This is a genomic window from Mycobacterium helveticum, from assembly GCF_007714205.1.
GTDB classification, from domain to species: domain Bacteria; phylum Actinomycetota; class Actinomycetes; order Mycobacteriales; family Mycobacteriaceae; genus Mycobacterium; species Mycobacterium helveticum.
Map to the genome: position 1 here is coordinate 1 of NZ_VMQU01000113.1, position 17,666 is coordinate 17,666.

Below are 17,666 nucleotides of genomic sequence, written 5' to 3' on the forward strand. Positions count from 1 at the left end.
AAACACTCCTTCTGCTCCGCCCAACGGCGGTCCGATGATGGACCACCCCGGACTTACACAGATGGAATGACACGCCCCGGCCGGGGTCGATCGCCACGAATTGCACACCGGCCCGGAACTCCTCGCTGCGCTCGCGCAGCCAATCGATCACGGCGGCCCCGGTGCGGGCCCCTCGCGCTGCCCCAACAGGCCCTGAGTGCCGGCCAGGTCGACGAACCCGGTGTCCCAGGGTCGACCCCCGCACCCAGCGCCCCGTCACCGCGCACTGCTCCCAGCGGGGCTTGCCGCGCCGGGTCTCGTCGATACCGAGCACCCGGACCGGATCGGGTTCGGCCAGCAGCGCCTCGGCGTGGGCGACGAACGCCCGGTGCGCGGTCGGCCACGACACCGAGTGGGCGCCAGCGACCTCGGCCACTGAGCGGGCCGCATCCCCGATCGCCGCACCGATCGCGGTCCGCAACCGCGTCGTGGTCCGAGCCCGCGCCGGCACCTGCGCAATGGCCTCGGTTAACGAGGACCGCTCGCAGTAGTCCTCCCGACACCGCCAGCGGGTCTTGGCCCACCGCAACACGATTCGATCCTACCCGTAGGGGATATCGCGCGGCGAGGTACTCACCCGGGCCTTCACCGACGTGGACACCACCCCACAATCCGGGCACGCCGCCGCCGCTTCGTCGGCGCTGGCCACCTGCACCACCCGGGTCCCGTCGGCGAGCCGCTCGACACGCTCAACCCCTACACCTGGCAACCCGAACAACAATGTCGTACCGTCAGACACGGCCCTTGGCTCCTTCTTCCGTCCGAATGTTTCGCAACTTTCAGACTTCGGAAGACCAAGGGCCTCCCCATGCAACGACACGCTCTATGAGAGCTAAATCACAACTGCCCCATTAAGATTGAAGAGCCACCATGGCCGACTTGGGACTGACTGCGCGTCCTGCCGGGAGGCTCCCGGAGCGACCCGTCACTTTCAAATGGCTGCACCGCATGCTGCGCGACCTCTACTACGTCGGCTGCATCGTCTATAAGGGCGAGGTTTACGCAGGCCGACACGAACCGATCGTCGACCAAGAACTCTTCGATCGCGTACAAGAAGTCCTCGACTTCCGCAGCAAGAACGGCCAACGCGACCGGGTGCTCCAGCACTATCTCAAGGGCACGCTGTTCTGCGATCGCTGTGAACGCCACGAGCGCACATCACGACTCATCTACACCGAAGCCATTAATCGATCCGGCACACGCTACGGGTACTTCTTGTGCCGTGGCCGCCAGGACGGAGTCTGCGATCTGCCGTATCTGCCCGTCGATAGCGTCGAACGAGCAATTGCCGACCACTACGCCACCCTAAATCTGCCCGGCACGTTCATTACCGAGGTCCGTCGGCTACTCGACGAGGCGTTGGCGGGTGAGCAGCGCAGCGTCGCGGAACTGCACGCCGCTCTCAGCCGCAAGCTCAAGGAACTCGAAGCCAAGGAGGACCGGCTCCTCGACCTGCTCGCCGACGACGCACTCCCAAAGACCAAGGTCAAGGCAAAGCTACGAAAGATTCAATCCGAGCGAAACGCAGCCGAAGCCAGTCTGGCCGGCACCGGCGCGGAACTTGCGATCGGCGCCGGAGTGCTGAGCGAGGCACTCGACCTCATGTCCAACCCAGAGGCGTCCTACGCCGACGGGAGCGACGCGATCCGCCGCAACATAAATGAGACTTTCTATCAGCGCTTCTACCTGGACGAGCAAGGCGTGCAGGCTAGCGATCTAAATCCACCATTCGAAGACTTCCGCGCTGCGCTCACGATGACGCGGAGGACACCGACCGCCGCGTCAGCCTCAACGAAACAAGGCCCCCTCACGGGAGCCTCGGATCGAGCGGGTCATTCTTCGACTGATTTGGCTCTTACCCTTACCGACATCCTTTTGGGCACCGGTTCGAGTAAGACCTCTTTGGTGGAGCTAAGGGGACTCGAACCCCTGACCCCCACACTGCCAGTGTGGTGCGCTACCAGCTGCGCCATAGCCCCGAGAAGACGTGCTCATCGAAGCTACACCACCGACAACCGTCGTTCAAAACTGCTGCTCAGGCCAGCTCCACGTCCGCCTGCGACGGCACAAGACCCGGCGCCGCGGCGGTCGCCGCCCGGGTTTCCGGCGACAGCACCCAGCCGAGGGCCGCGATCAGCAGCACCATCCCGCTGAGCCCGAAGTCCCAGCCGAAGCTCAGCCGCTCGGCGACCCAGCCGACCGTCATCGAGCCGATGATCGCGCCCAGATCCGAGGCCATCTGCACCGCCGCCACCGGAGTGCCCGCGCGCGCCTCGCTGCCGAGGATGTCGGCGACGGCGGCCTGCATCGGCGACATGAAGATGCCCGTGGTCGCGCCGGACACGCACGCCGCGGCCATGAACGCCGGCAGCGACGACACCACGCCCAGGGCGACGGTCGCCACACCGGAGGCGCCCAGGCCGGCGATCAGCAACGTGCGCCGTCCCATCCGGTCGGACAGGTAACCGCTGGGGATGACGGCCAGGGCGTTGCCGGCCGCGAACGCCGCCAGCACCACACCGATGACGCCGACGCCCCGGCCCATCACATCGGAGACGAACAGCGGCACCAGCGCCACGCGCAGCCCGAACGCCGACCATCCGGTCGCGAAGTTGGACAGCAGTGCCGACCAGTACGCCCGGAACCGCAGCGCCTCCCGCATCGTCACCTTCGAGCGCGTCGGCGGCGCGGGTGCGGCCAGCGTCGAATTCCGCAGGCCGTAGAACAGCACCACCGCCACACCCAGCAGCGCGACGCCGTAGACGACGAACGGCGCGGTCAACCCCCAGCCCGCCGTGAGTCCCCCGACCGCCGGACCGCCGACCGCGCCCACCATGAACGAGGTGGTGAAGATGCCCGCCACCCGCCCGCGCGCGTCGGCCGGGCTGATGTGGATCATCAGGCCCAGCGCCGAGACGTAGAACAGCGTCGACCCGACGCCGCTGACCGCACGGAAGAACAGCAGTTGCCCGTACGTCTGGGAGAACGCGCACGCGCCAGTCGACAACGCCACGACCAGCAAACCGCTGATGTAGATGCGCCGCTCCCCCAGCCGCTGCACCAGCAGACCGCTGATCGGCGCGAAACACAGCCTGCTCAACGAGAATACGGTGACCAGGAACGTCACCGCATTGATGCTGACCCCGAAAGTACGCGCGAACGACGGCATCACCGGCGAAATGATGCCGTAGCCCAGCGCGATCATGATGTTCGCCCAGCTGAGGATCCAGACTTCGCGCGGCAGCGGCGCGGATCGGGACCCGCGTCCCCCCGGGCAAGCAGGCCGGAGGGATCGGAGGCAGGAGGTCACCCGATGACTTTATGCACCATCTCGCGCGGGGTTTCAGGCACCTCGGCAATTGCCGCTCGCCAGCCGGCGCCCTTACCGTTGTCGACTCGGTAGACGGCACCGTGGACGGCGGCCGCGGCGTCGCCGGCGAGGAACGCGATCACGTTCGCGACGTCGAACGGTTGCATCATCCCGCGCGGCGCGGCGCTGCGCCCAGTCGTCGTCGGTCATCGACTCCGTCCGGCGCATCTGGTGGCGCCCGGCGATGTTGACCAGGACGTCCAGGCCGCCGAACTCGTCGACGCACCGCTCGACGGCGTCCCGGCAGGCCGGCGCCGACGAGATGTCCACCGACGCGTACGAGCCATGCGGCACGTCGGCGAAGACTTCGGCCAGGCGTCCGGTGTCCCGGCCGACGCCGAAAACCGTTGCGCCGTAACGGGAAAACAGGCTTGCCATCTGGGCGCCGAGGCCCGAGGACGCACCGGTCACCAGCGCCGGAATTTCGCTCAGTACGTCCGCAGCCGCGCAACGCCGCCCCGCAGCAGCGCAAGTGGCGCAACGACTCTGAATCCCAACAGGGATGCCGCGCGGCGCGCCGCCAGCAACATGATCAGGCTGATCGCCAGCCTACCCAGCGCCGTCCGCCTGGCTCGCCTCCCGCGGGCCGGGGGCGCGGGGCCCGTGCGACGACCGACGTAGTAGCCCACACACGCCGCCGTCAGCAAAGCGGCCATCGCCGCGAACACCGTCATGGTGACGAGCGTTCTTCCTCATCGTCGCGGCGAGGTCACGCCCGGGACACGCGTTGGCCAATAACCCAGCCCCGGCCCCTACCCGATGACGCTGTTGACCACCTCGCGCGCGGTTGCCTGCACCTCGGCCAGATGCTCGGGTCCCTTGAAGGACTCGGCGTAGATCTTGTAGACGTCCTCGGTGCCCGACGGCCGCGCGGCGAACCACGCGTTGGCCGTCGTCACCTTGAGCCCGCCCAGCGGGGCCCCGTTGCCGGGCGCGGCGGTCAGCTTCGCCGTGATCGGCTCCCCGGCCAGCTCGGTGGCGGTGACCTCCTCGGCCGAGAGCTTGGCCAGCCGGGCCTTCTGGTCGCGGTCGGCGGGCGCGTCCACCCGGGCGTAGCACGGTGTGCCGTAGTCGGCGGTCAGTTCCCGGTAGCGCTGCGACGGGCTGCGCCCGGTGACGGCCAGGATCTCGGCCGCGAGCAACGCCAGGATGATGCCGTCCTTGTCGGTGGTCCACACCGAGCCGTCGCGCCGCAGGAACGACGCCCCGGCCGACTCCTCGCCGCCGAAGCCGATGGTGCCGCCGAAGAGGCCGTCGACGAACCACTTGAACCCGACCGGCACCTCGACCAGTTTGCGGCCGATGCCGGCGACCACCCGGTCGATGATCGACGAACTGACCGCGGTCTTGCCCACGGCGATGCCGTCCGGCCACGACGGCCGGTGGGTGTAGAGGTAGTCGATGGCCACCGCCAGATAGTGATTCGGGTTGAGCAGCCCCGCATCGGGGGTGACGATGCCGTGCCGGTCGGCGTCGGCGTCGTTGCCGGTGGCGATCTGGTAGCGGCCGGGGTGGGCGGCCATGGCGGAAAGAAGCCCCGCCATCGCGTCCGGGGAGCTGCAGTCCATCCGGATCTTGCCGTCGTGGTCGAGCGTCATGAACCGCCAGGTGGCGTCGACCAGCGGGTTGACCACGGTCAGCTCCAGGCCGTGCCGCGCCGCGATCTCGGCCCAGTAGTCCACGCTGGCCCCGCCCAGCGGGTCGGCCCCGATCCGTATCCCCGCCCCGCGGATCGCGGCGACGTCGACCACGTTGGGCAGGTCGTCGACGTAGTTGCCCAGGTAGTCGTGGCGCTGCACGGCCTGCAGCGCGCGGGCCAGCGGCACCCGCTTCACCCCCGCGCCGGTGCGCAGGATCTCGTTGGCGCGCCGGGCGATTGCGTTGGTCGCCGCGGTGTCGGCCGGGCCGCCGTGGGGCGCGTTGTACTTGAAGCCGCCGTCGGGCGGCGGGTTGTGCGACGGCGTGACCACGATCCCGTCGGCCAGCGCCCCGGTGCGGCCGCGGTTGTAGGTGAGGATGGCGTGGCTGACGGCCGGCGTCGGTGTGTAGCGGTCGCGGGAGTCGACCATGGCGACCACGTCGTTGGCGGCCAGCACCTGAAGCGCCGACACCCAGGCCGGCTCCGAGAGGCCATGCGTGTCACGGCCGATGAACAACGGCCCGGTGGTGCCCGCCGCGGCGCGGTACTCGACGATGGCCTGGGTGATGGCCAGGATGTGCGCCTCGTTGAACGCTCCCCCCAGCGCCGAGCCGCGGTGACCCGACGTGCCGAAAACCACCTGCTGGGCGACGTCGTCGGGATCCGGTTCGATCGAGTAGTAGCAGGTGATGAGGTGGGGCAGATCGACGAGGTCTTCGGGCTGGGCCGGCTGACCGGCGCGCGGGTTGGCCACCATGGCTCCCCATTGTGCCCGCGCCCTGCCCACCGCGCGCTCCGAGCCGTCCCCGCCGGTGCGCCCGGCTACGCTGCGAAGCGCAGCTGACAGACACCGAAGGGAACCGATCAGTGGCAGGCTTCGACCACCGCGAGCTGGCGGCGGTGTTCGCCGGCGGCGCGCTGGGCGCGCTGGCCCGCGCCGTCGTGACCGTGCTCACCGCCCACGACCCGGCGAGCTGGCCGTGGCCGACGTTCGCGGTCAACATCGCCGGCGCCTTCCTGGTGGGGTACTTCACGACCCGGCTGCTGGAGCGGCTCCCGTCGTCCAGCTACCGGCGCCCGCTGCTGGGCACCGGGCTGTGCGGCGGGCTGACCACGTTCTCCACGATGCAGGTCGAGACGCTCACCATGCTCCAGCGCGGCCACTGGGCCCTGGCCGCGGCCTACACCGTCACCACCGTCGTGCTGGGCTTCCTCGCGGTGCACCTGTCCACCGCGTTCGTCCGCCGGGTGCGGTTTCGCCGATGACCGGTGCGTTGACGTCGTTGGCCGTCTGGGCCGGCGTCCTGGTCGCCGGCGGCGCGGGGGCGGTGCTGCGTTTCCTGGTGGACCGGACGGTGGGCCGGCGGGTCGCCCGCCCGTTTCCGTTCGGCACCCTGACGGTGAACATCAGCGGGGCCGTCGCGCTGGGGGTGATCGGCGGCCTGGCGCTGGGCCGGGAGGCGGCCCTGCTGGCCGACACCGCGTTCGTCGGCGCCTACACCACCTTCTCCACCTGGATGCTGGAATCCCAGCGGCTCGGCGAGGAGCGCCAGCTGCGCCCGGCGCTGGCCAACATCGTCGTCAGCGTCGCGCTCGGGCTCGCCGCCGCGCAGCTGGGGCAACGGATCGCCGACCACCTGTGACTGACGCCGGTGGGCCCGCCGCGGCGGGTCAGCGGCCCCCGGCGAGGCGGTCGACGTCGACGACCTCACCGCGGTTGATGCTCACCCAGTCGCGGCCCTGCAGGTAGGGACGCAGACTGCGGCCGATGAGCTCCGCGTCGGCCGGCGCCTTGGGACGCTGGAGCTCGTAGACGTGCGGCAGTTCGGCCATGCCGGTCACCACGGTCCACAGCTTCAGGGAGTCCGGGCCGGTCGGCGGGTCGACCAGGACCGGGCCGAACAGGCACTGACCGGACAGGAACAGCGTCGGCACCCCGTATCCGCCGGCGTCGACGACCCGTTGATGGTCGGCACGGACGTCGTCGTGGGTGGTCGGGTCGGCCAGCGCCGCGTCGAGCGTCGCCCCGTCGATGCCCAGCTCCTCGAGCAGCCGCCGCGCCACCACCGGGTCGTGCGGCTTGCCGCCCGCGGCGTGCAACTCGTCACCGATGCGCGCGTACCACCGGTCCAGCAGCGCCATGTCGGTCCGGCGCAGCAGCGCCCCGATGCGCATCAGCGACCAGCCGTAGGACCATTCCCGCTCCCACGGATGCTTCTTGCCGTCGGCGCGGTTGATCTCCTCGAGGCTGAAAAACCGCCAGTTGACCGTGATCCCGGCCTGCTCCCGGACGTCGCGGATCCACAACGCGGTCTGGTAGGCGAACGGGCACATCGGGTCGAAGTGGAAATCCACGGCGTTGCTCATCGGGACCTGCTCGGCGGTGATCAGTAGTGGTAGGTGTCCGAGGGCGCGGGCGAGTGCACCGGTTCGTCCTCGAATTCGGACACCTCGATGCCGTAGGCGCGGGCCAACTCGAGGATCTTGCTCGCCCGGGCGATGCGCGGCAGGTCGGAGCCGTTGCGGATCTCGCCACCGTCGCTCTCGAACTCGGCGAAAAACTCTTTGGCCCAAACTATTTCGTCCTGCGACGGGGAGAGCCCCTCGTTCACCACCGCGCATTGCTCCGGGGACAGGCAGATCTTGCCGGTCATGCCGAATTCGACGGAGACGGCCGTGGCCTCGATGAGCTTCAACGGGTTGGAGCCGATGGTCGGCCCGTCGATCGCGCTGGGCAGGCCGGCCGCCTTGGCGGCGATGGTGAAGCGGGACCGGGTGTAGGCCAGCGTGGAGGGGTCCTCGCCGAACCCGGTGTCGCGGCGGAAGTCCCCGATGCCGAAGGCCAGCCGGAAGGTGCCCTTGGCGGCGGCGATCTCGGTGATGCGCTCCAGGCCGCGGGCCGTTTCGACCAGCGCCACGATCGGCACGTCGGGCAGCCGCTTGGCGGTCTCGGTGACGTGGTCGACCGATTCGACCATCGCTAGCATCACCCCCCCGACGGGGGTGGCCGACAGCGCGGCCAGATCGTCGGCCCACCAGGGGGTGCCGAAGCCGTTGACGCGGACCCAGTCGGTGTTCCCGGCGTCGAGCCAGCGCACGACGTGGTCGCGGGCAGCGGCTTTGTCCTTGGGCGCCACCGCGTCCTCGATGTCGAAGACGACGATGTCGGCGCGCGAATGCGCCGCGGACTGGAACCGGTCCGCGTGCGCGCCGTTGACCAGCAGCCAGCTGCGGGCCAGGACCGGGTCGAGGCGCGACCCTATGTCGGCGGGATCCACCGCGTGGCTGTTGACCTGCTCGTACATTGATTGATCCGTCGTCATGCTCGTTCCGTGGTGAGGTTGTCGCCATTAACCGTAGCGGCCTTGACGACGGCGCGGCGCGAGCCACCGGGTTTTCCGTAGGCTCGGTGACGTGAGCGGCACCCCGGACATGACCGTTGCTCTGCAAGACCGGTTCCTGCGTGACCTGCCCGAGATGGCCGTCCGCTGGCAGGCGCAGACACCCCCCGACCCGCGGTTGCTCGTGCTCAACGACCGCCTCGCCCCGGAGCTCGGGCTCGACCCCACGTGGCTGCGCAGCCCCGACGGGCTGCGTTTCCTGGTGGGCGACCTGGTGCCCGACGGGGCCACCGCGGTGGCCCAGGCCTACGCCGGCCATCAGTTCGGCGGCTTCGTCCCCCGGCTGGGCGACGGGCGCGCCCTGCTGCTGGGCGAGCTCGCCGGCGAAGACGGGTGCCTGCGCGACATCGCCCTCAAGGGCTCGGGCCCCACACCCTTCGCGCGCGGCGGCGACGGCCTGGCGGCGGTGGGGCCGATGCTGCGCGAGTACGTGGTCAGCGAGGCGATGCACGCGCTGGGCGTGCCGACAACACGGTCGCTGGCCGTGGTGGGCACGGGGCGCCCGGTGCAGCGCGACACGGAACTGCCCGGCGCCCTGCTCACCCGGGTGGCCGCGAGCCACCTGCGCGTCGGAAGCTTCCAGTACGCCGCCGCCGCCGGCGACACGGGTTTGCTGCGGCGCCTCGCCGACCACGCGATCGCGCGCCACCATCCCGCCGCCGCGGCGGCGCAGCGCCCCTACCTGGCGCTGTTCGAGGCGGTGGCGGGAGTCCAGGCGTCGCTGACAGCACGGTGGATGCTGATCGGGTTCGTGCACGGGGTGATGAACACCGACAACATGACGATCTCCGGGGAGACGATCGACTACGGACCATGCGCCTTCATGGAGGCCTACGACCCGGAGACCGTCTTCAGCTCGATCGACTTCTGGGGGCGCTACGCCTACGGCAACCAGCCCGTCGTCGCCGGGTGGAACCTCGCCCGCTTCGCCGAGACACTGCTGCCGCTGATCTCGGAGAGCACCGAGGAGGCGGTCGGGCTCGCCGAGGCGTCGTTCGGGGTATTCCACACCCGCTACGACGCCGTGTGGGCGCCCGGCATGCGGGCCAAGCTCGGCCTGTCCGCGGACGCCGACGCGGCGGACCTGATCGACGAGCTGCTCGCCCTGCTCAAGGCGGGCCACGCCGACTACACGTCCTTCTTCCGTCAGCTCGGCGCTGCCGCGCGAGGCGATGGCGGACCCGCGCGCGAGTTGTTCGACGACGCATCCGGCTTCGACGACTGGCTGCCGCGCTGGCGGGCCTTGGGCCCAAACCCGGAGTCGATGGACCGCACCAACCCCGTCTACATTCCCCGCAACCATCTGGTCGAGGAGACCCTGAGTGCGGCGACCGCCGGCGATCTCGAACCTCTCGAACGACTCCTGCAGGTCGTGACGGCCCCGTATGACGAACGGCCGGGCCTCCAGCGGTACGCCGGCCCGGCGCCCGAGGAATTCGGCGCGTACCGAACGTTCTGCGGCACCTGAGGCGCCGCAGAGAAACCGCGGCTGCGCCAACGCCTCCGGCGGATCAGCGCGGCGGCTCCTCCCCCGCACCCCGGCGCGCCGCGCCCCAGAGCCCGACGCCGACCCCGATCACCGCGCCGCCCAGTCCGATAACCCGCTGTGCGGGCCTCAATTCGGCAAGCACACTCATCCCGCCGAGCAGGTCGGCAGCGTCGGCGCCGCCCGAGGCGAGAAACCACCCGCGGGTGTCCTTGCCGCGCAACGCCGCCGCCGCGAGCAACCCCCCGATCAACGCGTCGCGGTAGCCCATCGAGCGCAGCAGCAGCCGCGCCGTCGGCGCCGGTTCCTCCGCGTCGCCCCACAGCCGGTTCGCGCGGAGCGGGTCGACGAGAAACGCCATGCCCGAGGCGAACCGGATGCTGCCCGCGACGAGCGCGGCACGGTCAACCGTCATGGCCCACTAGCCTATGCTCCCCGCCCCTGGCAAAACCAGGGGCGGCTCAAGGACACTGCTGGGGCGATGACCGCGCTGCCCTGGCAAACCAACCGCCGGGACGGCCGGGGACGCCCCGGCGGATGCCGGTGTTGCCCGACATCGCGACATTCCGGCGGAAGTGAACGTCCCCGGGCGCTCTGCGGATTAGTTTGATTGCCTATGACGGAACAGGGGGATCCGCTCGCACAACGGCAGGCACACGTGGGGCATCGGGTGCCATCGCGGCGTAACAAGCTCGCTCCCGACCCCGACGTGCGCCGCGCCATCGTCGCTGCGGCGTCGGAATCCGTTCGGCAGCAGGGGGTCCGGGGACTCAGCGTCGCCGCGGTGCTCGAGCACGCCCGGCTGAGCACACGCGCGTTCTACCGGCATTTCGAATCCAAGGACGAGCTGGTCGAAGCCGTCTTCATGGAGATGACGCACGCCGAGGTGCGGCGGTTGAAAGCAAAGATGGCGACGGCGGCGACGCCGGTAGAGGCGGTGGCGGCGTGGATCGACGGGCGAATCGATCTCGCGTTCAACGACAACGTCGAGCCGGAGCTGCGCCAGGCGCCCCTGGAAACCCCGTCCACGGTGCTCAACTCTGCGGAGCTGGTCTCGCCCGCCTACACCGCCATCCTCGAGCCGCTCGTCGAGCAACTCGAGCGGGGCCTGGAGATCGGCGTTTTCCGCGGCATCGTTCCGGCGGTCGCCGCCAGGTCGATCCACGGCGTGGTCTGGGCGGGCACCCGACAACAGTGGGCCCACGGTCACGCCAAACGCGCGGAGGTGCGCGACCGCGCGATCCGGTTCTGCCTGCGCGGCCTCGGTGTGGCGCCGGAAACGATCGAAGAGATCGCCGACGACCCAGCCGCGGACTGACGCCCCCGCCGACGTCCGCGCCCCGAGCGCACGGATCGGTCGGCGATGGCTAGCATGGCCGTCATGCCCGAGCCGGTACCGGCTGCCGGCGAACCGGCACCCGACGGTGGCGAAACCGTCGCCACGCCCGCTTCGGCGGGTCCGGACCCGGTCGAGCCCGCGTGGTCCCGCGAGGACGGCGAGGGGAACGCGGGCCGACCGCCCGCGGATCGTCAATCGTGGCAAGCGACTTGGCGCAAAGCGGGCGTGCTGCTCTTCGGCGGTCTCGTGGTGGCGGGGGCGATCGTGCTGGCCTTCTGGCTGTTGAGCCCGTCCGATTCACCGACGCCGGCGAAAACCGGCGCACCGCCGGCGGCGTCGTCGTCGGTGGTGTCGTCGTCAGCCTCGGCCGCGCCGTCGTCCATCGCCTCCACACCCGAGCAGGACCAGAAGTACGTCCGGGACCTCAACGACCGCGGGATCTCGTTCGCCAACCCCCAGGCCGCCATCTACAACGGCAAGATGGTGTGCCGCAACATCGGCCAGGGGATGACCGTGCCGCAGGTGGTCACGGAGTTCCGCGCGAGCAACCCGGCGCTCGGCGCCGACGCCGACACGTATGTGGCCCTCTCCGTCCACGCCTACTGCCCGCAACACGACAACCTGGTCAACGGCGGCTGACGGGGCTACCCGGCGCCACGCGTCGGCGTTACGATCGGGCGCATCGTCTACGGATCCGAGTCAACCAGCCCTCGCCCGCGGCGCCTGCCGGCGCCGGCGTCGCGGCAGCCCTCGCCGGTCCGCACGGCCCCCGGCCCCGCGCTGCCCGAGCCCCGGCGGCACCGGGCCGCGCATCGTGTCGTCGTCCCTCCGACTTGGCGTCACCTCGACAGACCTGACAGGGTGGGGAAGCGGTCCCCGCGGTGAATGCCGCCGTGGCGACCATCCGGGGAGGCAGAGGAGTGCGCGCATGACCATCGAGGACAACGACGTCCCGACCGAGTCGGTGCCCCCGCAGCGTCCGCGCCGGCGCCGCCCGTCCAGGACCGAATCCGCCGGGTCACTCGTCTTCGCCGCGTCCATCGCGATAGCCGCCGTGGTGGGCCTGAGCGCGGTGGGCGTCTATTTCCTGCGCGACAAGACGGCCACGTCGCCGGGCCCGCAGACGGTGACGGTCACCCCGTCGCACAAGACGCCATCGCTGAGTGACGGACCGGACGGCGCATTCCTCACGGCGCTGGCCGCCTACGGCATCGTCGACAACGGGACCGAGGCCGTTCGGCAGCGGTTCATGGAGTTCGGTCACCACACCTGTTTCTCGCTGCTGCCCCCGACCCCGCAGCCCCTGGAATCGGTCGTCGACAACATCATGGCGGCCGAGAACAAAGACGTCGCCGACGGAAATTCATGGTCTCCGAAGTTCAGCCGCGACGACACCGAGAACCTGACGCAGGCCGCGATCCACGCCTACTGCCCGGACGCGCAGCAGTAGAAACTCAGCCCTGGGCCTGTTGCAGCAGCCTGCCCATTTCGGGGATGACGACCTGCAGGGCCTTGAGCGGCCGCAGCATCACCTTCACCGAGGTGATCCTGCCGTCGTCGTTCCAGTGGATCATGTCGATGCCGTTGACGTGGATGCCGTCGACCTCGGCGACGAACTCGAGCACCGCGGAATGCTCGCCATACCACTTCTCGACATAGCGGAATCCGTTGCCGGCGAACAGCTTCGCCGCGGCGGCCAGGTAGGCGACCGCCTTGTCTCGGCCCTCCTGCGGCGTGAACACGGCGGGCGAACGGAAGACGGCGTCCGCGGTCAGCAGGTCGCGCAGTTCGTCGGTCCGGCCGGTGTCGAGAATCTCGATCCAGCGTTCGATCACCGGTGGTGTCACACCGCAAAACTAACGTTCGGTGTGGATCGGGCCGAACCCGGCTTAGTGTGGGCCCCAATCTGGGCCCAGCACCAGCACGAGAGCGACGGTGCCGCTGAACATCGACGACGAGTCCGTCACCACGCCCGAGGACCTCACGGGCGACCCGGCCCAGCGCTTCACGTGGACGCCGAGCGGCGGCAGCTCGGTCGACGGCATGATCGTCGACGCCGACCTCGCGGCCCTCGACCGCGACGGCTAGGTCGTGTGGGAGAACCTGCTCGGCGCCGAGGAATGCGGGCAGATCCGTGACGTGGTGCGCCCCGGACTGGGGCACGCGGCCACGGGCCCCCTTGGCGGCGGCGACGATCTGGGCGATCGACGACTGCACCGCCGACAACGGCGCCACGGTGACAACGGCGCCACGGTGCTCTTTCCCCGCAGCCACCGCTGGGGCAAGCGCCGACCGGGCCCGCACGACCGGGCGCTGCCCGTGGTCATGCCCGCGGAGTCGTGCGTCTTCTCCGTGGGCACCCTGTGGCACGGCGGGGGCGCCAACGCCACCACCCGCGATCGCCGTGCCATCACCGCCCAGTACTGCCAGCCGTGGCTGCGGCCGATGGAGGCCTTCACCCTGTCGGTGCCGCGCGACGTCGCGCGCACGGTCTCCGACAACATCCGCCGGATGCTCGGCTACGGCATCCACCCGCCGTTCGTCGGCGCGGTCGACGGCCTGCACCCGCTGCGGCTGCTGGACTCCTGAACCCCGAACAGCACCGCGTTAGCGTCAAACCCATCCGCGGCGCGGCATGCCCGCGGCTGGTTGCGGCTACTCGCTGCCGGCCGACGGCGCACTGCCGTACAGGTGCAGGGCCCGCGCCGCCGCCGTGGCCACTTCTCCGTCCAGACTCGTGGTCGGCGGGCTGCCCCGCACGTGGATCGCGTTCGACAGCAGAAGGACGTAGGTGTCCGAGCCCGGGTCCATCCACAACGAGGTGCCGGTGAAGCCGGTGTGGCCGAAGCTGCCGACGGGAAAGACCAGCCCGCGCGGGCCGGAATAGGCCGTGTCGATGTCCCAGCCGATGCCGCGCAGGCCGTGCCCCGGGAGCTGTCCGGGCTGTTCGGGGCGCGTCATCAACGCCAGCGTCGCTGTCGTCAACGCGAACCTGCTCGGGCGGCCCGCGAGCCGATCGAGCAGGGCCTGCGCATAGACGCTGAGATCGTGCGCCGTCGAGAAGACGCCGGCATGCCCGGCCACCCCGCCCATGCGCCGCGCGGTCGGATCGTCCACGGTGCCCCGCAGCAGGTTGCCGTAGTCGGGATTCCTGGCCGGGTCGCCGGCGCTTTCCTCGTCGCGCGCCGTGGGTGCGATGCGCGGCAGGAGACTGGTGCGCCATGTCCCGGCGGGGCAGGCGGCCGGCGCCCGCCCCGCCGGGGCGGACCAGCCCACCGCGGCTCCGCTGATCGTGCGCGGCCCACAGGCTTTGGCCGCCGGGAGATAACGGCTGTCTTTCATGTCCAGCGGCGCGAACACGTGCTGCGCGACGTAGACGTCTTCCGCATCGCCGGTGACCTTCTCGATCAGCGCGCCCAGCAGCACGAAGTTGACGTCGGAGTAGCGAAAACCCGTACCGGGACCCGACTGCAGCGGCGTGGTGAGCGCACGACGAACGCCTTCGGCTTTGTCGGGGCGATCCAGTCCCCACGGATCCGCGAGGTCGACGTCACCCGGTTCGCCCGAGGTGTGCGTGAGCAGCATACGAACGGTCACCTTCGCGCGTTGCGGGTCGTTCGCCGGGTTGAAGCCGGGCAGATGCGTCTGCACGGGGTCGTCGAGCCGGACCCTGCCCTGTTCGTAGAGTTGCATGACGGCGGTCGCCGTCGCGAGGCACTTCGTCAACGACGACATGTCGAAGACGGTGTCCTCGGTCATCGGCTCCGCGGGTGCGGGTGACCCGTCCAGCCCCGGCTCCCCGGCGAGCTTGCGCACGCCGTAGGCCCGGTGGAAGACGACCTTGCCGCCATGCCCGATCGCAACCACGGCGCCCGGCAGCCGACCCGCCGCCACCGCATCGCTCACCAGCGCGGAGACGGCCGCGAACCGTCTGCCGGCGGCCGGGTCCAGCGGCCCGAAGCGCACCGGCAGGTCGGGGGTTGCAGCCGCGGCCGGCAGGGGCGTCACCCGCGCGCCCTCACCCGGGGCGGGGTGCGTGGTGGGGCGGCGCGAGGAAACCGCGACGAGTGCCAGCAAGACGGTGCCGATGGCGACGGCCGTGCGCAGCGACATGTCGCCAGGGTAGATCGGTCTGATGAGGATTCATCCCCGTTGACGCCCTCCAGGCGGTGGGTGGCCGTCCTGACGGCGACGACAACACGTCGGCGTATACCTGCCGCGGCATTCCGGGCAGCGGCCACTGACGTCGCCTCGACACCGGTATCGGCGCCCGGCAGGGCGTTGCCGTGGATCTCAGTCGCTGGTTGAGCCGCTGTCGCGTGGTGGATACCTGCGGTCAACAGCGGTTTCCTCCTCAATACTCAATCGCTGTCGCGGCTTTTCCCCCAGCAAAGATGCGATTTTGGTTTGGCGTGCGTTTCCCCCTGCTTTCCCCCGCGTACCGAGTACATGCGTTGTACCAGCGACGGCGAACGTCGGTGGGCGGAAAGCATCACCGGTCTCCGCGGCGCGGGACATCAAACAGCCCGAGGTCCAGCGTCCGCGCGACCTGCGCCACGGCGGCTTGGGCGCGCACGCTGTTGCCCACCTCGTCCAGCCGCGGCGAGAACGCGGCAATCGCCAGCTGACCCGGCGCCACGGCAACCAGCCCGCCCCCCACACCGCTCTTGGCGGGCAATCCCACGGAATAGGCCCAGTCACCCGAACGCGTGTAGATGCCTTCCATCGTCATCGCAGCGAGCACGTACCGGACGTTCGCGTGCGCGACGACCCGCTTGCCGGTAAGGGGGTTGGACCCCCCATTGGCCAATGTCGCGCCCATGACGGCCAGATCCACCGTCGTGACCAGCGTCGAGCATTGGCGGGTATAGACGTCGCACGCTTCCATCGGGTCGCAGTAGATGGACCCGCCGTCGCGCAGCAGCCAGGCGATGGCGCGGTTGTGGAAGTTGGTGTCCTGCTCGGAGGCATTGATCTCGTCGCTGATCGAGATCTGACGCCCCGCGAAATCGCTTTGCACTTGCAGGATCTGGCGCCAGCGGTCCTCGGCATCTGCGGCGTCCACCAGGCTGGCCGTGGCGATCGCACCGGCATTGACCAGTGGCGACATCGGTTTGTCATTGTGCTGTTCCAGCGCGGAGACCGAGTTGAAAGCACGGCCGGTCGCGTTCGCGCCGACCCGGTGGAGGACCTCGCGGTGGCCGCGTTGCTCGATCACGAGCGCGAGCGTGAGTATTTTCGAGATCGATTCCAGCGCGAATTCGTAGCCGGCGTCACCGGCGGCGAATATCTGCCCGTCCACGGTCGCGGCGCACACACCGAAGAGTTCCGGGTGCACGCTCGCCAGGACCGGAATATAACCGGCGTTCTTGCCGCCCCGCCTGTTCTTCTGGTTGTCGTACGCGTCGGCAACTGCCCTGCTGATCCGATCGGCATTCCTGGCAACGGTGGTCATGCGCTCAATTCTGTTCGACGCCAGCAAGAGTTCGACACGGTTCAGGACACCCGACGACGGTACTCCGGGCCCCCATGTCGGCCTGCGGGTCCCACTCCGGGCCGCCGACCCGCGAAAAGCTTGTCGGCGGGCGGCGTGGCGAGCGCTGCCGGATCACCGCCCTGACTACGCTGAGACCGACAAAACTGTGGGGGGCACAGCGACCGCAGGAAGGACGCGCCCCGTGCACCCCTCAACCACGACGAAGATACGGACCCTCTCGACGGTGGGCCTGGCCGCGTTTGCCGCCTTGTGCGTGAGCACGGGAATCGCCCGGGCCGACACCGCCAGTCTCAACACCGCCAGCGTCCAGTTCCAGCCGACCACCATCAACAAAATTCCGAGTCTGCGCGTCACCGTCACGGACACCGGCGGGAACGGGAATCCCGGCACATACGGGTCCTGCACCTTCAACGCCACCCCCACGCTGGGGACCATGGACGTCCTCCAGGGCATCGGCACTCCGCTGGCACCGCTCAATCAGACCTTCGAACTGAACCAGGGGGGCCAAGCGCAGCTGAACTTCGCGCCCGAACTCCCGACGGGCACGCTGTGGAACGTCACCATCACCTGCACCGACCCGGTCCAAAGCCAAACCGCGACCGTCTACAACGAACCGATGCCCTTCTGACCCTGATTTTTCAGCCGGCTATGGATTGAGGGCCGCGTCGTAGCGCGGAAGTGCCCTTCCTGCAAGGGATAATCGTGTTTGTGGAAGACGACGATCATCCCAGAGAAAGGGCACCCGTGTGGTGAATGCTACCGGTTTGTTGTTCGATGTCGATGATGCGGTGCTGGCGAGTCCAAAACACCCGGTGCCGCACCCGCTGATCACTGCCTCAGAGGATGATTTGACGCCGGTGGCGGGGGTGGCGTTGTGGGGTCCGTTGCTGGACCG

The 17,666-nt window shown here is 69.6% G+C and carries 18 protein-coding genes, 1 tRNA gene and 3 pseudogenes; 9 read left to right on the top strand and 13 right to left on the bottom strand.

Translation table 11 applies throughout. From position 1 onward, the window contains the following. Positions 1–571: helix-turn-helix domain-containing protein (locus FPZ47_RS29705; RefSeq protein WP_281291883.1), on the bottom strand; the 571-nt coding region annotated here is incomplete at its 3' end. A gap of 9 nt (positions 572–580) precedes the next feature. Further along, positions 581–778: a hypothetical protein gene (locus FPZ47_RS29710; RefSeq protein WP_144955108.1), complete on the bottom strand. Its 198-nt coding sequence runs from the start codon at positions 776–778 to the stop codon at positions 581–583. Positions 779–987: 209 nt separating this feature from the next. Here FPZ47_RS29710 and FPZ47_RS30485 point away from each other — a divergent pair. Beyond that, positions 988–1,044: pseudogene (locus FPZ47_RS30485) on the top strand (hypothetical protein); the annotation flags it as partial. Positions 1,045–1,942: 898 nt separating this feature from the next. Here FPZ47_RS30485 and FPZ47_RS21205 read toward each other — a convergent pair. The 5 genes and pseudogenes from FPZ47_RS21205 to pgm form a co-directional block, all read right to left on the bottom strand. Next, positions 1,943–2,018, bottom strand: a tRNA-Ala gene (locus FPZ47_RS21205). A 56-nt stretch (positions 2,019–2,074) separates the two neighbouring features. Beyond that, a complete protein-coding gene (locus FPZ47_RS21210) occupies positions 2,075–3,244 on the bottom strand; it encodes an MFS transporter (protein WP_246133528.1) in 1,170 nt (389 codons plus the stop codon). Between the two features lie 167 nt (positions 3,245–3,411). After that, a pseudogene (locus FPZ47_RS21215) lies at positions 3,412–3,841 on the bottom strand (SDR family NAD(P)-dependent oxidoreductase); the annotation flags it as partial. Further along, the gene (locus FPZ47_RS21220) at positions 3,838–4,083 is read right to left on the bottom strand and encodes a hypothetical protein (protein WP_144955111.1); all 246 of its coding nucleotides are present in this window, start codon (positions 4,081–4,083) and stop codon (positions 3,838–3,840) included. The pseudogene FPZ47_RS21215 and the gene FPZ47_RS21220, both read right to left, overlap by 4 nt. Before the next feature lie 78 nt (positions 4,084–4,161). Further along, the gene (gene pgm / locus FPZ47_RS21225; protein WP_144955114.1) at positions 4,162–5,805 is read right to left on the bottom strand and encodes a phosphoglucomutase (alpha-D-glucose-1,6-bisphosphate-dependent); all 1,644 of its coding nucleotides are present in this window, start codon (positions 5,803–5,805) and stop codon (positions 4,162–4,164) included. A gap of 110 nt (positions 5,806–5,915) precedes the next feature. Between pgm and crcB (FPZ47_RS21230) the strand changes: the two genes are divergently transcribed. Next, the gene (gene crcB / locus FPZ47_RS21230; protein ID WP_144955117.1) at positions 5,916–6,314 is read left to right on the top strand and encodes a fluoride efflux transporter CrcB; all 399 of its coding nucleotides are present in this window, start codon (positions 5,916–5,918) and stop codon (positions 6,312–6,314) included. Continuing rightward, entirely contained in the window at positions 6,311–6,691 is a 381-nt protein-coding gene (crcB, locus tag FPZ47_RS21235; protein ID WP_144955120.1) for a fluoride efflux transporter CrcB, read from the top strand. Before crcB (FPZ47_RS21230) ends, crcB (FPZ47_RS21235) begins: the two co-directional genes overlap by 4 nt. Positions 6,692–6,719: 28 nt before the next feature. On the opposite strand, the gene FPZ47_RS21240 is transcribed toward crcB (FPZ47_RS21235), so the two are convergent. Further along, complete coding sequence (locus tag FPZ47_RS21240; RefSeq protein WP_144955123.1) at positions 6,720–7,415, bottom strand: mycothiol-dependent nitroreductase Rv2466c family protein; 696 nt, start codon at positions 7,413–7,415, stop codon at positions 6,720–6,722. Positions 7,416–7,435: 20 nt separating this feature from the next. Further along, the gene (locus FPZ47_RS21245; protein WP_168209527.1) at positions 7,436–8,353 is read right to left on the bottom strand and encodes an HpcH/HpaI aldolase/citrate lyase family protein; all 918 of its coding nucleotides are present in this window, start codon (positions 8,351–8,353) and stop codon (positions 7,436–7,438) included. A 127-nt stretch (positions 8,354–8,480) separates the two neighbouring features. Between FPZ47_RS21245 and FPZ47_RS21250 the strand changes: the two genes are divergently transcribed. Next, a complete protein-coding gene (locus tag FPZ47_RS21250; RefSeq protein WP_210419957.1) occupies positions 8,481–9,917 on the top strand; it encodes a protein adenylyltransferase SelO in 1,437 nt (478 codons plus the stop codon). A 43-nt stretch (positions 9,918–9,960) separates the two neighbouring features. Here FPZ47_RS21250 and FPZ47_RS21255 read toward each other — a convergent pair whose 3' ends face one another. Continuing rightward, positions 9,961–10,350 (bottom strand): DUF4267 domain-containing protein, encoded by a 390-nt coding sequence (locus FPZ47_RS21255; RefSeq protein ID WP_144955132.1) that lies wholly within the window; start codon positions 10,348–10,350, stop codon positions 9,961–9,963. Positions 10,351–10,605: 255 nt separating this feature from the next. Here FPZ47_RS21255 and FPZ47_RS21260 point away from each other — a divergent pair, with 255 nt between their 5' ends. From FPZ47_RS21260 to FPZ47_RS28515, 3 genes are all read left to right on the top strand, one after another. Further along, on the top strand, positions 10,606–11,253 hold the full coding sequence (locus FPZ47_RS21260) for a TetR/AcrR family transcriptional regulator (RefSeq protein ID WP_246133529.1): 648 nt from the start codon (positions 10,606–10,608) through the stop codon (positions 11,251–11,253). 63 nt (positions 11,254–11,316) lie between these two features. Then, positions 11,317–11,913 (top strand): DUF732 domain-containing protein, encoded by a 597-nt coding sequence (locus tag FPZ47_RS21265; protein ID WP_246133530.1) that lies wholly within the window; start codon positions 11,317–11,319, stop codon positions 11,911–11,913. Between the two features lie 289 nt (positions 11,914–12,202). After that, on the top strand, positions 12,203–12,724 hold the full coding sequence (locus FPZ47_RS28515) for a DUF732 domain-containing protein (protein ID WP_168209526.1): 522 nt from the start codon (positions 12,203–12,205) through the stop codon (positions 12,722–12,724). A gap of 4 nt (positions 12,725–12,728) precedes the next feature. On the opposite strand, the gene FPZ47_RS21275 is transcribed toward FPZ47_RS28515, so the two are convergent. After that, on the bottom strand, positions 12,729–13,121 hold the full coding sequence (locus tag FPZ47_RS21275; protein ID WP_425461828.1) for a nuclear transport factor 2 family protein: 393 nt from the start codon (positions 13,119–13,121) through the stop codon (positions 12,729–12,731). 94 nt (positions 13,122–13,215) lie between these two features. Between FPZ47_RS21275 and FPZ47_RS21280 the strand changes: the two are divergent. Continuing rightward, positions 13,216–13,863: pseudogene (locus tag FPZ47_RS21280) on the top strand (phytanoyl-CoA dioxygenase family protein). Between the two features lie 66 nt (positions 13,864–13,929). On the opposite strand, the gene FPZ47_RS21285 reads toward FPZ47_RS21280, so the two are convergent. Both FPZ47_RS21285 and glsA read right to left on the bottom strand, forming a co-directional pair. After that, positions 13,930–15,387 (bottom strand): serine hydrolase domain-containing protein, encoded by a 1,458-nt coding sequence (locus FPZ47_RS21285; RefSeq protein ID WP_144955140.1) that lies wholly within the window; start codon positions 15,385–15,387, stop codon positions 13,930–13,932. Between the two features lie 379 nt (positions 15,388–15,766). After that, positions 15,767–16,729, bottom strand: a complete 963-nt coding sequence (gene glsA, locus FPZ47_RS21290; protein ID WP_144955143.1) for a glutaminase A — start codon at positions 16,727–16,729, stop codon at positions 15,767–15,769. A gap of 265 nt (positions 16,730–16,994) precedes the next feature. Here glsA and FPZ47_RS21295 point away from each other — a divergent pair, with 265 nt between their 5' ends. Next, positions 16,995–17,399, top strand: a complete 405-nt coding sequence (locus FPZ47_RS21295; RefSeq protein WP_144955146.1) for a hypothetical protein — start codon at positions 16,995–16,997, stop codon at positions 17,397–17,399. The last annotated feature ends 267 nt before the right edge of the window (positions 17,400–17,666 follow it).

Excerpts from the sequence above, each read along its gene's own strand:
- pgm (WP_144955114.1), bottom strand. The coding sequence starts at position 5,805 with ATGGTGGCCAACCCGCGCGCCGGTCAGCCGGCCCAGCCCGAAGACCTC.
- FPZ47_RS21250 (WP_210419957.1), top strand. The coding sequence starts at position 8,481 with ATGACCGTTGCTCTGCAAGACCGGTTCCTGCGTGACCTGCCCGAGATG.
- FPZ47_RS21285 (WP_144955140.1), bottom strand. The coding sequence starts at position 15,387 with ATGTCGCTGCGCACGGCCGTCGCCATCGGCACCGTCTTGCTGGCACTC.
- glsA (WP_144955143.1), bottom strand. The coding sequence starts at position 16,729 with ATGACCACCGTTGCCAGGAATGCCGATCGGATCAGCAGGGCAGTTGCC.
- FPZ47_RS21240 (WP_144955123.1), bottom strand. The coding sequence starts at position 7,415 with ATGAGCAACGCCGTGGATTTCCACTTCGACCCGATGTGCCCGTTCGCC.
- crcB (WP_144955120.1), top strand. The coding sequence starts at position 6,311 with ATGACCGGTGCGTTGACGTCGTTGGCCGTCTGGGCCGGCGTCCTGGTC.
- FPZ47_RS21245 (WP_168209527.1), bottom strand. The coding sequence starts at position 8,353 with ATGTACGAGCAGGTCAACAGCCACGCGGTGGATCCCGCCGACATAGGG.
- FPZ47_RS21210 (WP_246133528.1), bottom strand. The coding sequence starts at position 3,244 with ATGATCGCGCTGGGCTACGGCATCATTTCGCCGGTGATGCCGTCGTTC.
- FPZ47_RS21220 (WP_144955111.1), bottom strand. The coding sequence starts at position 4,083 with ATGACGGTGTTCGCGGCGATGGCCGCTTTGCTGACGGCGGCGTGTGTG.
- FPZ47_RS21265 (WP_246133530.1), top strand. The coding sequence starts at position 11,317 with ATGCCCGAGCCGGTACCGGCTGCCGGCGAACCGGCACCCGACGGTGGC.
- FPZ47_RS28515 (WP_168209526.1), top strand. The coding sequence starts at position 12,203 with ATGACCATCGAGGACAACGACGTCCCGACCGAGTCGGTGCCCCCGCAG.
- FPZ47_RS21255 (WP_144955132.1), bottom strand. The coding sequence starts at position 10,350 with ATGACGGTTGACCGTGCCGCGCTCGTCGCGGGCAGCATCCGGTTCGCC.